15 protein-coding genes are annotated in these 14039 nt (G+C 60.2%); 10 read left to right on the top strand and 5 right to left on the bottom strand.

Translation table 11 applies throughout. The annotated features are described in order from the left end of the window. Positions 1 to 7: 7 nt before the first annotated feature. Both M1D51_RS12310 and M1D51_RS12315 read right to left on the bottom strand, forming a co-directional pair. Positions 8 to 736 (bottom strand): amino acid ABC transporter ATP-binding protein, encoded by a 729-nt coding sequence (locus M1D51_RS12310; RefSeq protein WP_039241428.1) that lies wholly within the window; start codon positions 734 to 736, stop codon positions 8 to 10. Between the two features lie 275 nt (positions 737 to 1011). Then, the gene (locus M1D51_RS12315) at positions 1012 to 1731 is read right to left on the bottom strand and encodes a GntR family transcriptional regulator (RefSeq protein ID WP_082499822.1); all 720 of its coding nucleotides are present in this window, start codon (positions 1729 to 1731) and stop codon (positions 1012 to 1014) included. Positions 1732 to 1900: 169 nt separating this feature from the next. On the opposite strand from M1D51_RS12315, the gene M1D51_RS12320 reads away from it, so the two are divergent. The 5 genes from M1D51_RS12320 to M1D51_RS12340 all read left to right on the top strand — a co-directional run bounded on the left by M1D51_RS12320 (position 1901) and on the right by M1D51_RS12340 (position 6131). Beyond that, on the top strand, positions 1901 to 3118 hold the full coding sequence (locus M1D51_RS12320; RefSeq protein WP_458106693.1) for a pyridoxal phosphate-dependent aminotransferase: 1218 nt from the start codon (positions 1901 to 1903) through the stop codon (positions 3116 to 3118). Positions 3119 to 3124: 6 nt separating this feature from the next. Then, complete coding sequence (locus M1D51_RS12325; protein WP_458106694.1) at positions 3125 to 3676, top strand: thiamine pyrophosphate-binding protein; 552 nt, start codon at positions 3125 to 3127, stop codon at positions 3674 to 3676. Next, entirely contained in the window at positions 3673 to 4257 is a 585-nt protein-coding gene (locus tag M1D51_RS12330; RefSeq protein ID WP_458106695.1) for a thiamine pyrophosphate-dependent enzyme, read from the top strand. Before M1D51_RS12325 ends, M1D51_RS12330 begins: the two co-directional genes overlap by 4 nt. A gap of 77 nt (positions 4258 to 4334) precedes the next feature. Beyond that, on the top strand, positions 4335 to 5804 hold the full coding sequence (locus tag M1D51_RS12335; protein WP_458106696.1) for an NAD-dependent succinate-semialdehyde dehydrogenase: 1470 nt from the start codon (positions 4335 to 4337) through the stop codon (positions 5802 to 5804). A 45-nt stretch (positions 5805 to 5849) separates the two neighbouring features. Continuing rightward, positions 5850 to 6131 carry a hypothetical protein gene (locus M1D51_RS12340; protein ID WP_458106697.1) on the top strand — a complete coding sequence of 94 codons (282 nt, stop codon included), beginning with the start codon at positions 5850 to 5852 and terminating at the stop codon, positions 6129 to 6131. Between the two features lie 54 nt (positions 6132 to 6185). Here M1D51_RS12340 and M1D51_RS12345 read toward each other — a convergent pair whose 3' ends face one another. Then, the gene (locus M1D51_RS12345; RefSeq protein ID WP_458106698.1) at positions 6186 to 6929 is read right to left on the bottom strand and encodes an SDR family oxidoreductase; all 744 of its coding nucleotides are present in this window, start codon (positions 6927 to 6929) and stop codon (positions 6186 to 6188) included. A 12-nt stretch (positions 6930 to 6941) separates the two neighbouring features. Next, on the bottom strand, positions 6942 to 7991 hold the full coding sequence (locus tag M1D51_RS12350) for an NADH:flavin oxidoreductase/NADH oxidase (RefSeq protein ID WP_458109584.1): 1050 nt from the start codon (positions 7989 to 7991) through the stop codon (positions 6942 to 6944). Positions 7992 to 8195: 204 nt separating this feature from the next. Here M1D51_RS12350 and M1D51_RS12355 point away from each other — a divergent pair, with 204 nt between their 5' ends. Beyond that, positions 8196 to 8561, top strand: coding sequence for an ArsR/SmtB family transcription factor (locus M1D51_RS12355; protein ID WP_458106699.1), 366 nt, complete (start codon positions 8196 to 8198; stop codon positions 8559 to 8561). Positions 8562 to 8661: 100 nt separating this feature from the next. On the opposite strand, the gene M1D51_RS12360 is transcribed toward M1D51_RS12355, so the two are convergent. Then, the gene (locus M1D51_RS12360) at positions 8662 to 9381 is read right to left on the bottom strand and encodes a GntR family transcriptional regulator (protein ID WP_429329642.1); all 720 of its coding nucleotides are present in this window, start codon (positions 9379 to 9381) and stop codon (positions 8662 to 8664) included. 300 nt (positions 9382 to 9681) lie between these two features. Between M1D51_RS12360 and M1D51_RS12365 the strand changes: the two genes are divergently transcribed. The 4 genes from M1D51_RS12365 to M1D51_RS12380 all read left to right on the top strand — a co-directional run bounded on the left by M1D51_RS12365 (position 9682) and on the right by M1D51_RS12380 (position 13814). Beyond that, positions 9682 to 11286 carry a sugar ABC transporter ATP-binding protein gene (locus M1D51_RS12365; RefSeq protein ID WP_458106700.1) on the top strand — a complete coding sequence of 535 codons (1605 nt, stop codon included), beginning with the start codon at positions 9682 to 9684 and terminating at the stop codon, positions 11284 to 11286. Next, entirely contained in the window at positions 11283 to 12275 is a 993-nt protein-coding gene (locus M1D51_RS12370; protein WP_458106701.1) for an ABC transporter permease, read from the top strand. Before M1D51_RS12365 ends, M1D51_RS12370 begins: the two co-directional genes overlap by 4 nt. Further along, the gene (locus M1D51_RS12375) at positions 12272 to 13291 is read left to right on the top strand and encodes an ABC transporter permease (protein WP_458106702.1); all 1020 of its coding nucleotides are present in this window, start codon (positions 12272 to 12274) and stop codon (positions 13289 to 13291) included. Before M1D51_RS12370 ends, M1D51_RS12375 begins: the two co-directional genes overlap by 4 nt. Positions 13292 to 13376: 85 nt before the next feature. Further along, positions 13377 to 13814: a carboxymuconolactone decarboxylase family protein gene (locus M1D51_RS12380; RefSeq protein ID WP_458106703.1), complete on the top strand. Its 438-nt coding sequence runs from the start codon at positions 13377 to 13379 to the stop codon at positions 13812 to 13814. Positions 13815 to 14039 lie beyond the last annotated feature (225 nt).

Raw genomic sequence — 14039 nt, forward strand, 5'->3', positions numbered from 1 at the left:
TGGCTTGTCAGTGGCTGAGGATCTTGCCGAGGAACTCTTTGGCCCGCTCGGTGGTTGGGTTGTCAAAAAACCGGTCAGGGGTTGTGTCCTCGAGGATCTGACCATCGGCCATGAACACCACCCGGTCGGCGGCGCGTCGAGCGAAGCCCATCTCGTGCGTGACTACGAGCATCGTCATGCCTCCTTGTGCCAGCGACGTCATGACATCCAGTACTTCGGTGACCATTTCCGGGTCAAGAGCCGAGGTAGGTTCGTCGAAAAGCATCACCTTCGGCTCCATGGCCAACGCCCGGGCAATGGCAACACGCTGCTGCTGTCCACCCGAAAGCTGGGCGGGGAGCTTATGCGCCTGATTTGCTATACCTACCCTCTCGAGCAGGGCCATTGCCCGCGTTTGAGCCTCAGCCTTTCCGATTCGTCGAACCTTGAGTGGCGCAAGCATGACGTTTTCGAGAATGGTTTTGTGGGCAAAGAGGTTGAATGACTGAAAGACCATTCCGACGTCGGCCCTGTAGCGCGTCAACGCCTTGCCTTCCTTGGGGAGAGGCTTGCCGTCGACGGCGACCGTGCCGGATTCGACGGTCTCCAACCTGTTGATAGTTCGGCAGAGGGTCGATTTTCCCGAGCCAGAGGGACCCAAGACAACCACAACCTGGCCCTGGGCAACCTCAAGATTGACATCACGGAGCACGTGCAGAGGTCCGAAATGCTTGTTGACCCCCCTGATGGAGATCATCGCCTTCCTCTCGTCGCCAGCAGCCTCAGAAGTGCTGTCAACAAACTTTTGCAGTTCCATGTTCGCCATTCGTTCGGGGATATTTCGTCTCGACGGTCGTGGTGGGAGGAGCAGGTTTCTCACCTGGGCTCCCATGTGACCTAAGTTACGAACGTAAGAATGTTAACATTTGTACGGGAAAGAACAGGAGAGGGCAAGTCGCCGGGGAAGCTCCGGACGCGGACGAGGCCGGCACCGGGCTTCGTCCGCTGGCGAACTTTCAGAAGGACGTGTGACTAGCCCGCACCTTGGAGGCGTTCCTTGCTGTCGAGGTCGGCTTTGATTCTTTCGAACGCAGTCTCGATGTGCTCACGCACCAGCTCTTCAGCCTTCGCACCATCCTGGTCGCGGATGACGCGGAACATTTCCCAATGCTCTGGGCCAATGCGGGCCCTGTAATCATCATGGCCTTGCTGTCGATTAAGGAGAAGCAAAGCGATCTGCGAACGCAGGCCCAACCAAACCTGCTCCAACCTCTCATGACCGGCACAGGCGTAGATCGCATCATGAAAGGCAATGTCCGACTGGAGCATGTCACCCCTATCCCCCAGGGCGGCCGCACGCTCAATGTCCTCGGCACGCACTTGAAGCAGGTCCAAATCCTTCCCGGTGCGGTGTGCAATCAGCCGCTGAACGGCGAGCAACTCTATCGAGTACCGGAGCGAGTAGATCTCTTCAAGATCTTTGTGCGTAAAGACGGTAACCCGCGACCCCCGGTGCCAGTCGCCTTGAAGCAGGCCCTCCTGCCGCAGCAAAACGATGGCATCCCGCACTGGTCCGCGACTGACGGATAGGGACGCAGCCATCTCCACTTCATTAATCCGCTCCCCCGGAGGTATTTCCCCGGCCAGAATTGCGTCACGGATCCGGTCCGCGACATCCTGGGCCATTCCGCGACGTTTCAGGGGTGCGCGAAGGGTTCCGTTCTTGACATTTGCTGTGGTGTCAGATTTCATAATGTTAACATTCTTGCAGTTGGAGGCTTGCTGGTCACTCCTACCACACTATCGCAGCACTCCATCCGGAACCTGTCCGGATCGCGGGATGCTGCATCCAAGAAAGACCGTCTGCTTTCGATGCAGGCTCAATCCACCACCTGCATCCCCCTGAAATTGGAGTATCCCTATGAGTACCGCTACCACTACACGGTTTGGACGGTTTGCTGATCGGTTGCGGGATATTGGTCCGTCCCCGATCCGAGCGATTTTTGATAAGGCGGCGGCGTTGGAAGCTGCCGGTGAGAAGGTGTATCACTTCGAGATCGGGCGCCCGGATTTTGATACCCCGCAGGTAGCCAAGGACGCTGCGGCTGCGTCGCTGGACCGCGGAGAGGTTCATTACGGCCCGAACGCGGGAACGATTGATCTTCGCGAGGCGATCAGCGGGTATCTGCAAGAGCGCCGCGGGACCATCTATGACCCGGGTACTGAAGTACTCGTCACGATCGGCGCGAACGAAGCGGTGTTCCTGGCATTAATGGCTTTCTGCGGCCCCGGCGATGAAGTGATCTTCCCCGTCCCGGCCTGGGCGCACTACGAGTCATGCATCCGCCTGGCCGGTGCCACCCCCGTCCCTGTCCGGCTCGACGCGGACAATGATTACCGCCTCGATATCGACGCGATCGCCGCCGCAATCACCCCCGCGACACGCATGGTCATCCTCTGCACCCCGAACAACCCCACTGGCGGTGTCGCAACGGCCGAGGAAATCGAAAAACTCGCCAACGTCCTGGAACCGACCGACGCGCTGCTGATGTCCGATGAAATCTACGCCGACCTCGTCTACGACGAGATCCGCCACCAGTCCCCGGCCGCCGTAGGGAACCTCCGCGAACGGACCTTGGTCATCGGCGGCTTTGCGAAAGCCTTCGCCATGGACGGATGGCGCCTCGGCTGGCTCGCCGGCCCCAAAGAACTCATCACACCGGCACTAAGAGTCCGCCAATACACCACCGTCTGCGCCCCCACCTTCCTCCAACCCGGCGCCGCAGCAGCCCTCCGCCACGCGGGCCCCGAAGCGGAAACGATGCGCATCCAATTCCAGGAACGACGCAAAGCCGGCCTCAAGATCCTCACCGGCATTCCCGGCGTCACGGTAAGCCAACCCGACGGCGCCTTCTACTTCTACCTCACCTACACACCCGAGACCGCCGAACCAGCCGAACAACTGGCACTACGACTCCTCGATGAACAACGCGTCGCCGTTGTCCCGGGGACCGCGTTCGACCCCGACGGTGGAACCCACTCCATCCGGATCTCTTACGCCTGCCACATCGATGACCTCACCGAAGGCCTGCGACGCATCGTCCAGACCCTGACCACACCACACCCCAAGGGAGCCTGACCACCCATGACTACCACCATCACCCAGGACCGCCACACCGAAGTGGTGGACGCGATCGTGCGCCTGGCCCCCGACGGCGTCGCGTACGTCCCCTCCGCCAGCATTGCCCCGATCATCAACGGCGTCCTCACCGCCCAAACCAACGGCGACCTGCCACTGGTCTACCCCGTCTCCCGCGAAGAAGAAGCCATCGGCGTCGTCGGCGCCTACCCGTTCGCCGGGAAATTCGGGGTCATCATCATGCAGGACAACGGCTTCGGCAACGCCCTTACCGCACTCACCACCTTCGCCGTGTCCTACCACCTGCCCCTGCTCATCGTCGCGAACACCCGCGGCGGGCTCGGCGAGTACAACTCCATGATCCACACCATCTCCGCACCCGTCCCCGCCCTGCTGGCCTCCACCAACATCCCCGTATTCCAAGTCGACCGACGCAACACCGCCCAGGACTGGGGCGCGACCGTCGCCGAAGCCGGCAACCACGCCCGCATGACCTTCCGACCCGTCGTGGTCCTGATGGAATTCTTCGACCCCAAAGACGCAAAGGCAAAAGCATGAAACGCATCGAAGCCCTCCGGGCCATTGTCGAGACCACCGCCGAGGTCCCCGTCATCGCGACCTGCGCCGCGACCTCCCGCGAACTGGCCTCCGTCGAAGACCGCCCCAACCACCTCTACCTCCTGGACGCCATGGGCCTGGCCATCTCCGTCGGCACCGGCATCGCCCAAGCCATCAAAAACACCCCCGTCACCCGCGCCATCGTCATCGAAGGCGACGGATCCCTCCTGATGAACCCCGGCTCAGCCATCACCGCCGGCTACCTCGCCCCCGAAAACCTCGTCATCATCCTGCTCGACAACGGCGTCTACGCCTCCACCGCCGCCATCCCCACCCAAGCAGTCACCATCGACCTCGGACGCTTCGCCGAATCCGTTGACCTGAAGGTCCTCCGGGCTGAGAACACCGAAGAACTGTCCCTCGCCCTGAAACAAACCCTCACCGAAGACGGACCCTGGTTCATCCACACCCGCACCGAACCCGGCAACGAACCCAACACCAAACTCCTCCTCATCGACCCCGTCACCCACGGCAACCGCTTCCAAAACTGGCTCACCCCACAACTCACCGAGTCAAAGTAGCCAACAATCAATCACTTGCCGGGCCCGAGCGGGCCCGGCAGTGCCCATCTGCTGAAAGCACGAGAACTTCAATGGAAATGACCACCACCGCTTCCGCTCCCCCGCTTGGATTTCCGGAGAAGCTTATGCCCATCGGGGGCTCGTGGATCGCCTCGAGCAACGCTGCAACTCTCACCGTCGCCAACCCGGCCACTGGAGAACCCATCACGGAAGTTCCCTCTGCAACGGTTCAAGACGGCATGTCTGCTGTCGACGCCGCGGTCGACGCACAGTCTGCCTGGGCTGCGACCCCTGCCCGGGAACGCGCCGACATCCTCTTTCGCACCTACGAAGGAATCCTGGCTCGTCGCGACGAGTTCGCGGCACTGATCACCGCGGAAATGGGTAAGCCCCTCCCGGAAGCACAGACTGAAGTCGATTACGGTGCCGGGTTTTTCCGCTGGTTCGCCGAATCCGCCGGTCGGATACACACCGAAGGCCAGTTCGGCGTCGAACCCGGAGGCAACTACCAGATCGCCGTCTCCAAACGCCCCGTGGGACCGTCCCTGCTGATCACGCCTTGGAACTTCCCGCTCGCGATGGGCGCACGGAAGATCGCCCCAGCCCTCGCCGCAGGGTGTACAACGATTCTTAAGCCCGCCGAGCTGACCCCCCTGACTTCGCTATTACTGGCCCGGGTTCTCGAAGAAGCAGGCGCCCCTGCCGGTGTTGTCAACGTCATCACCACCTCCAATTCCCGCGACGTTATCGCCGCCATCATGAAGGACTCACGAGTCCGGAAGATCTCCTTTACCGGATCGACACAGGTTGGGCGTGCGCTCTTGGCCCAAGCAGCCGAGAACGTCATGAACACGTCCATGGAGCTCGGGGGCAACGCTCCACTGATCGTGTTCGATGACGCCGACCTTGAGCAGGCTGTCGAAGGCGCCATGCTCGCCAAACTCCGCAACGGCGGCCAATCCTGCGTCGGCGCCAACCGCATCTATGTGCAAAGTGGCATTGCGGCCGAATTCACCGCCCGCTTCACCGAGCGGATGGCTGCTGCTCGTCTCGGCGACGGCGCACACCCCGACACGGACCTGGGTCCGCTTGTGGATGCAAAACAAGTAAAGACAGTGGCTGCATTGGTTGCCGACGCCATCGCCAAGGGCGCCGTTTGCCTGACGGGCGGAACTATTCCCGAGGGCGATGGTTCTTACTACCCGGCGACGGTCCTGACTAACATCCCAACAAACGCAGACATCCGCACCGAGGAAATCTTCGGTCCCGTCGCAGCAATATACGAGTTCGCTAATGAAGCCGAAGCCATTCACGAAGCCAACAACACCCCGTACGGACTGGCCTCCTACGTCTTCACGGAGAACCTCGCCCGTGCGCTGCGTGTCGCAAACGCCATAGATGCCGGAATGACCGGGATCAACCGGGGTCTCGTCTCCAACCCGTCCGCACCCTTCGGAGGGACCAATGCCTCCGGCCTGGGGCGCGAAGGTGGAACCGAAGGCCTCGAGGCCTACCAAGAAACCAAATACACCGGGATTCAGCTTTAGCCGGATGGAAGTCGCTCAAGTCGACCAGGAATATGGGGCTGATCCATGCAGACGGTGATGATTTTCCTGGGGATAGGTGCGGGTGTTGCTTCAGTGGTCCTGTCCGTTCCGTCTCTCCGTCGTCGTACCAGTGCCGCAGAGTCGCTGTCTGTGGCAGCAACCGGGGCCGTGATATCCGGTTTACTGGCGTTGGCTTTTTGTGGTGACGACCTCGCCGGTCCTCTGAGTGCGCTCAATCTATTGGCGTCGGCGACCGGTGCCACAGCATTGCTGGGCCTAACGCTCACGTCAGGGCGGACAGGTACCCCGCGTCACCAGCGCGACTAACTGCACCGGGAAGGGGCCGTTCCAAGGAACGGCCCCTTCCCCGTGCGTCTGATGTCACCAATTCTGGCGAGTTGGGGAGATCACCAAATCGTTGACTGTGGTATTTGCTGGTTGGTTAAGGACATAAACCACGGCGTCGGCCACAGCGTCCGGAGTAATGGCCAGTGCATTGAGCTCTTTGGCTGCTGCGCGTCCAGCGGGGTCGCCCACTTTGTCGGCCCACCCGGTGTCGATGACTCCGGGGCTGATAGTGCTGGCCTGAATACCGTGTTGCACTCCAAGTTCCTTGCGCATGCTCTCCGTGATGGCTCGTACGAAGAACTTGGTTGCGCTGTATACCCCGGCAGAGTCGCCGATCTGATGTCCCGCAACAGACGCCATGTTCAAGATGTAGCCTGATTGACGCTCCAGCATGATGGGCAGGACAGCCTGGATACCGTTGAGGTACCCCCGGATGTTCGTATCGATCATCCGGCCCCAGTCGTTGACGGCCAAATCCTTCCACGCGGAGAACAACATGAGTCCCGCGTTGTTGACCAAGACGTCGACGCCGCCAAAGGTCTTGACGGCATACTGGGCCAGAGCTTCCATATCTGCAGAATCCGTAACGTCGGCGATACGCGCTGCCGCGGTTCCGCCTGAGGTACGAATCTCCCCGACGAGGGCGTCGAGGCGATCCTGGTCCCGGGCAGCGAGCACCAGTTTCGCGCCATGTGCTGCCAAGGCCTTGGCTGCTGCGGCACCGATGCCTGATGATGCGCCGGTGATAATGATGGTCTTGTTATGCAAGTAATTCATGGAGAGACCTTCCTACTTCTTGCGACGTTGTACGGCGTAGCCATATTGTTCGGGCCACTGGGGTTCGATGCCGAGCTCACTGGCAGCCTGCTGCGGCCAGTACGGGTTGCGGAGCAGCTCGCGGCCGAGGAATACGGCATCTGCTTGTCCGGTTTTCAGTATGTCCTCAGCCTGGTGGGCGTCGGTGATGAGCCCGACGGCGCCGGTAGCAATTCCAGCCTGGTCGCGTGCCTGTGCTGCAAAGGGCACCTGGTAATTTGGGCCGGCCGGAATTTTGGCGTCCCGGACAATTCCACCAGTGGAAACGTCGAGGAAGTCGACCCCGTGAGCCTGTAGTTCTTTGGCCAGACGGACGGTGTCGTCAACGGTCCAACCCTCGCGGGGATCATCGTCGTTCTCGCTTAGCCAATCGGTGGCTGAGCTACGGAAGAAGACCGGGAGGTCCTGGGGCCAAACTGCCCTGACGGCGTCAACCACCTCAAGCGCAAAACGCATCCTGTTTTCGAAGCTTCCACCGTAGGCATCCGTGCGCTTGTTGGACGCCGGAGACAAGAATGAGTGGATCAGGTATCCATGAGCACCGTGAACCTCGACAACCTCAAAGCCCGCTTTGAGGGCCCGCTTTGCAGATTCGGCGAAGTCGGTGACGAGCTGCTTGATTTCGGCGACGGACAGCTCCGTTGGCAGAGACAGTCCCTGGAAGGCTTCCGGGCTGGGGCCCACCGCAGTCCAGCCGCCGTCGCGTTCGTCCAAGTAACCGTCAGAAACCCACGGCTTATCAACGGACGCCTTTCTCCCCGCGTGGGCCAGTTGGATAGCGGGCACTGAACCATAAGAACGGATTGCCGCTGCTATTCGGGCAAAAGACTCTTCTTGCTCGTCATTCCACAGCCCCAGATCCCACTGGCTGATGCGCCCGTCCGGCCGGACACCGGTGGCTTCGACCATGACCAGGCCGACACCGCCTGCCGCACGACTGGCCAAGTGCGTCAAATGGAAATCCGTCGGGACGCCCGTTTCCGGGCCCTCGGCAGCCGCCGAGTACATGCACATCGGAGACATCCAAACCCGGTTCGGAATTGTTAGATCCCGCAGCTTAAGGGGAGCGAAAAGGCTACTCAAGGAAATCTCCTTCTTGGTTCTGTCTGGAGGACGACGGCCAGCGTTGTTCACGAGCCGACCTAAGTACGATAACCCTCGTAGTATGCCCATTGTCAAACTACGATGCATGTCGTACCTTTGATGATGACCGACGAAGGGAACACCATGCGCTCTGCCATAGCTACATCCGAGGCGCGCCTATTGGATCACCCCGAGCCTGAAGAGATTCGACTCGAGGCAGTTCTGCACGCGCTATCGGATCCCATCCGCCTGAAAATTGTCGGGGACCTGGCCATGGGGCACGATGACATGGCATGCATCGCATTTGAGCTGCCCGTGAGCAAATCCACGTCGACGCACCACTTCCGCGTGCTTCGGGAGGCAGGCGTCATTCGACAGCACTACCGGGGAACATCCCGGATCAGCAAACTACGCAACGACGACCTCCAGGCGAGGTTCCCGGGACTGCTGGATGCGGTACTGCTGTCGTCGGCGGGCGCGTCAACAACGACGGAACGCACCGGGAATTGACATTCCGGATGGTCATTCGGGTTTTGAAGTGCGCGACTGAGAAGACCGGCCCCTACTCCCCGACGGCAGCGAAGCGGGAACTGACAGTGCCCGGAAAGAACTAACTTGCCCCCACGGCCGAGTGCCCGCTGGGCGCACCTTCGGCATCCGTGGTGGTGAAACTGGCAAGCGCAATATCACCGGCATTCCTAACGTGGGCACGGCACAGCCTGCTGGCTTCATCAGCATCTCGGCTACGGACCGCCTGAACGATCTCGTCCAACTCGGCCACCGTCTGGTCAAACCGACCCGGGGAGGACAGGGTCATCCTACGCAGCATGGTTACACGATTGTTCAGCTGCTGGAGCATCTGTGCGAGCACGTGGTTTCCGGACCCAGCCAAGAGAACTTCATAGAAGCCGTTCTTCGCCTGGAGTACGTTGATTTGATTGGACGCAATGTCCGACTCATGGAGAGTTCGAACAGAGGCTGCGAGTTTGTCGATTTCGGCGTCTGACGCCTTGAGCGTGAAGCAATATGCGAGGTGCCCTTCGATGAGCCCCCTCGCCTCATAAATTTCACGGGCGTCTTCTTCGGTGATCACCGCAACTGACGGGCCCTTGTGGACCACATTGGTTATCAGCCCCTCGGCCTCCAATTGCTTTAGCGCTTCCCTCAGGAGGGTACGACTAACACCGAGCCTGTCGCAGAGGTCCCGTTCTATGAGTTTTTGCCCGGGCGTGAAGGCGCCGTACAAGATAGCGTCCCGCAGTGTGTTTTCGGCCAGTTTCCGCAGCGACATATCGTCGCGCTGCAGCCTCAAACCCAGTGGTGACTCCATGACAGCCTCCCCTCCCGTCGTGAACATGCCTTGACCTAGGGTACTACGGTCAGGGCCCGAGCGGCCATAATGACTGGCGATCGGATTGTCCGACACCTCATCGCCTTACGTTCTTCCGGGTCACCTTCTCACACCCCATAGAGTCTATTGCCCTAACACCATCCCGCTCTTATACTCAAACAAAGAGCTGTTTTGTATGACAAAAATGCATTGGGACAATCGTACTCAGCAGTTTTTGGTGTGATCTGCACTCCTTCCCGAGGAGGGGATGGAGCAGATACCGACCGTAAGGACAAAGTAATGGTCAATGAAGACCTGAACCTCGATTCGGCGCCGAGAGCAATGGTGGCCGAGAATCACGAGACAGCAGTAGCAATCCAGGACGTGAAGAAGTCCTTCGGGGAGACACAGGCCCTGCGAGGAGCGAGCTTCTCCGCGCGTGCTGGGGAAATCCACGCGATTGTCGGTGAGAACGGCAGCGGGAAAAGCACGCTGGCAAAAATCCTGTCCGGCATCGTTCTCCCAGACGAGGGATCCGTGGACATCCATGGTCACCACGTGTCGAGTCCCGCCGAAGCACTCAAGACAGGCGTCGCGACCGTATTCCAGGAAGTCCTCGTCGCAGAAGGCGCCAGTATTTCGGACAACGTTTTCATAGGGTCGCAGGGCGTTTGGCGCTCCCGCATGTCCAGGAGCGAGCAGCACAGACGTGCCACCGAGGTGCTTGAGCAACTCATGGGCCACCCCGTAGACGCTTCCGCATTGGTGGAAACCCTCAGTCTGGCGGACCGCCAATGGGTCACCATAGCCCGAGCCTTGGTGAGGTCCCCGCGAGTAGTGATCTTTGACGAGTCCACAGCAGCACTCGACCTTTCGGGAGCTGCCCGGCTCTACGCCCAGATGGAGCAACTCCGTTCCGAGGGCGTCTGCGTGGTGATCGTTACTCACCGCATCGCCGAACTCACAACCTTCGCCGACAGTGCCACGGTTCTTCGCGACGGAATCGACGTCGGGATCCTCAGAGGTAACGAGATCTCCGAATCACGCCTTATCGAGCTGATGACCGGCGTCAAGGAACGGAGTGGTCTGGCGCCTCAATCACGCAGGCTATCCAAGGGCGGGACGCCAGACGTTGTCCTGCAAGCCGCCGGGCTCGTGGCAACGCAAGGAGCACGGCCTTCGGATTTTGCCCTTCATAGCGGCGAGATCGTCGGCTTCGCCGGGCTGGATGGTCAGGGTCAGGCAGAATTCCTCCAGACTCTCACGGGAGTCCGCCAGGGAATCAGCGGTGACGTAACCGTCATTGCCGGGAACAATGCGGAGCATCCCATCAGCAATCTCGCAGAGGCTGTTGCCGCTAACGTCTCCTACATCTCGGGCGATCGACGCAAGGAGGGAATTTTTCCAAATCTCAGCATTTTCGAGAATTTCGCAATGCCGTTGTACCGTCATCACCGTCGTGCCGGCGTTATCGACAAGAACGCGATCTCCAGCCGTTTCAATGACATGGCCAAAACTCTGAAGCTACGCGCAGGAGCCTCGTCGAACCCCATCACTTCCCTCAGCGGCGGTAATCAGCAAAAAGTCCTCATTGGCCGGGAACTGGCTCAGCACCCGAAGGTTGTGGCCCTCAACGATCCCGCCCGGGGCGTCGACATCAGTACAAAGCGTGAACTGTATGCCCAGTTGGAGCATCTGGCCCTCGAAGGAGCCGGCATCATTTATCTCTCCACAGAGATTGATGAACTCATCGGGCTCTGCGACCGTGTGGCCGTTTTCCGGGACGGCGCCCTGCTTGGCTGGGTGACCGGCGACAACATCACGTCCGACCGCGTTCTCGCCGGCATGTTCGGGCACCTTGAAGCAGACTTCGACGTCGAGAAAGCACTGGTGGAGCAGCAATGAAACAACAAGGCCGTTTCGGCAGATTCACAAGCAAGTCTGCCTACGCGTTCGCCGCGTGGGGTTTGCTCGCCGTCCTTCTCATCGTGTGCGCAGTACGCGCGCCCTACCTTTTCACCGCCAGCGGGATCGGAGGGCTGCTGGTCTCGGCCGTGCCTCTAGTCCTCGTGGTGATGGGAATTACCGTCACCGCACTGGTGGGCAGCGGTGTTGACCTCTCAGCAGGTCCGCTGATGATCTTCGTGAATGTCACGCTCGTCAAAGTCCTCTTCGACCAACAGATAGGCTCTCCCGCCGTGGTCATCGCATGGGCGCTTGGCATAGGCGTGCTGATACAGGTCACCCAAGCCATTGTCATTACAGTCGCACGCATCGAACCTGTGATCGTGACGCTGAGCGCATTCCTGGCGCTGTCCGGGATCAACCTGGTTATCCTGGCACAGCCTGGCGGACAAGCTCCAAGATGGCTCGCCGAATGGGGATCCGGCAGGTCGATACTCGCCCCCATGACGATAGTTCTGATCACGGCAATCTTGGCTTGGTGGGCATTCACCAGGACCCAACTGTTCACGAATCTAAGGCTCGTCGGGTCGAACCAGCGCACCGCGTTTGTCAGCGGAGTACCCGTAACAATGATCCGCGTAGTCGCCCACGGTATTTCCGGGTTGCTGATTGGTGCGGGTGGCCTGGCCTATACCGGTCAAATAGCGTCGGGAAATCCCACTCAAGGTGGGACGTACACGCTCGCAGCGATCACAGCCCTCGTACTAGGAGGCATTAGCCTGGCAGGCGGCCGCGGAGGCGTATTGGGCTCGATCCCCGGAGCCATCGCCGTCACGCTTATCTCATTCACTCTGACGACGTTCTCACTGGGGTCACTGGCTTCCTTCGTGGTGCAGCTCTCCTACGGCCTGATCCTGGTCGCCGCACTCCTGATCAGCGTGATAATCCCATCACTGTGGCGCAAGCGCCAGGAGGTAAAGGCATCATGACGACCATCGAATCTGAACCACGCACCCCCCGGATAGCATTGCTGTCCAAGGCATCCGGTCAAAAGAACGTCGTATTCGGACTTATCATGCTGGCCGCCTTACTCGCCGTCGGCGCCGCCACAGTACAAGGCTTCCTCTCCGGCTCCAATGTGCGTTCCATGCTGCTATTAGGGGCGTTCCTTGGCTTGGCATCGGTGGGACAGACTCTCTGCGCATTGCTCGGCGGGCTCGACCTGTCCATTCCATACTTGATTGGCTCGGCCAACATCGGGACCCTTTTCATGATCAGCTCAGGCGTACCGGCAGGTTTGGCTATCGTGATCACCCTTGTGCTCGGCATCGTCATCGGCACGATAAACGGCCTCATAAGCCTCCACCTCCAGAACCAAGCGCTCATCGTGACCTTGGGCGTCGGATTCGCCACGGTGGGGGCGACACAGGTCCTCACCAGTGCTGGCGCAACCAATGCCGGTGGCACCAGCGGCGTGGTACCTGATTGGCTAGCCAACATTTCCTCACTGAGCGGGGAAACGCTCGGGGTCCCTGTGCCGCCGGTCATCCTCATCTGGCTTGTTCTTGCCGCCGGCCTAATCTTCACGATGCGCTCTACATGGTTCGGTCGGAGTACCTACGCCCTAGGCGGAAACCGCTCTGCCGCACGACTCATGCTCATCTCCGAACCGCGACGCTGGGTCACCGTTTACGCGCTGAGCGGCCTCTTTTCCGGTGCGACAGGAATTCTGCTGCTGGGCTTCACCGGGGGAGCATTCGTTCGCGTGGGAGACCCTTACCTATTCCTCACGGTGGCGGCAGTTGCGGTGGGAGGAACGTCCCTTCTCGGCGGACGGGGCGGATATGGCAGCACACTTATCGGCGTACTCGTCTTGATCGCCCTAACCTCTTTGTTGGTCGGCTATGGCTTGGACAACAACGCACAACAATTTGTCCTCGGCCTGCTGATCGTGCCCTTGGTTGGCTTCTACGCGCGTAATCCCCACATCAGACAACAGATCTAAATCCTGGAATCCAGTAGAACTGCCTGCACCGGGAACCTCGAAGCGGGCGCTGCATGCCGGTAACGACCAAAACCAAAGGACCGAAATGACTAGCAATCAGTACGAAGCAGACGCACAAAGCGAACTATGGCATGCCGGAATCACCGTACGCAGAGAGGTTCTCGGGGATGCCTACGTCTCCGGTTCCCTGGAGCGCACGGCCGGAACAGAAAGTGAAGCCCTGCAGACCCACATCACCGAAACCGTATGGGGCGCCGTATGGACGCGACCGGGCCTTGACCGCAGAAGCCGTAGCCTTCTCAATATCGGTATGCTGGTCGCTCTTAACCAGCACCACGAACTATCCGTACATGTCCGCGGAGGCCTAAGGAACGGTCTAAAACCCAGTGAGATCGTAGAGTCCATCGTGCAGGCCACCGCTTATTGCGGCGCGCCTGCGGGGCTCGCAGCGATGCGCGTCGTCCAGGAAACGCTCAACGAAGTTGCTAGATCCGCCGAGGCCGATGAGATCAAGGCCGTCTAAGCCCCGGCGCTGAAACCCGTAGGCAACGGGTTACAGCAGACTGGACCAATCAAAAGCACAGGCACCCACACTTAGACTTCGCGAGTTAATGCCACGGCCCGGCCGGGTTTTCCCGGTCGGGCTTTGTGCGCGCCGCTTCGTCCGGGGCCCCGGTCTCCGGGTGGTTCCCAAGGGGCTTTACGAACGTTGCCCTGCAGCGTACAGGGGTGCGGCCCGCCGCTTAGC

Source organism: Arthrobacter sp. R3-55, from assembly GCF_054161505.1.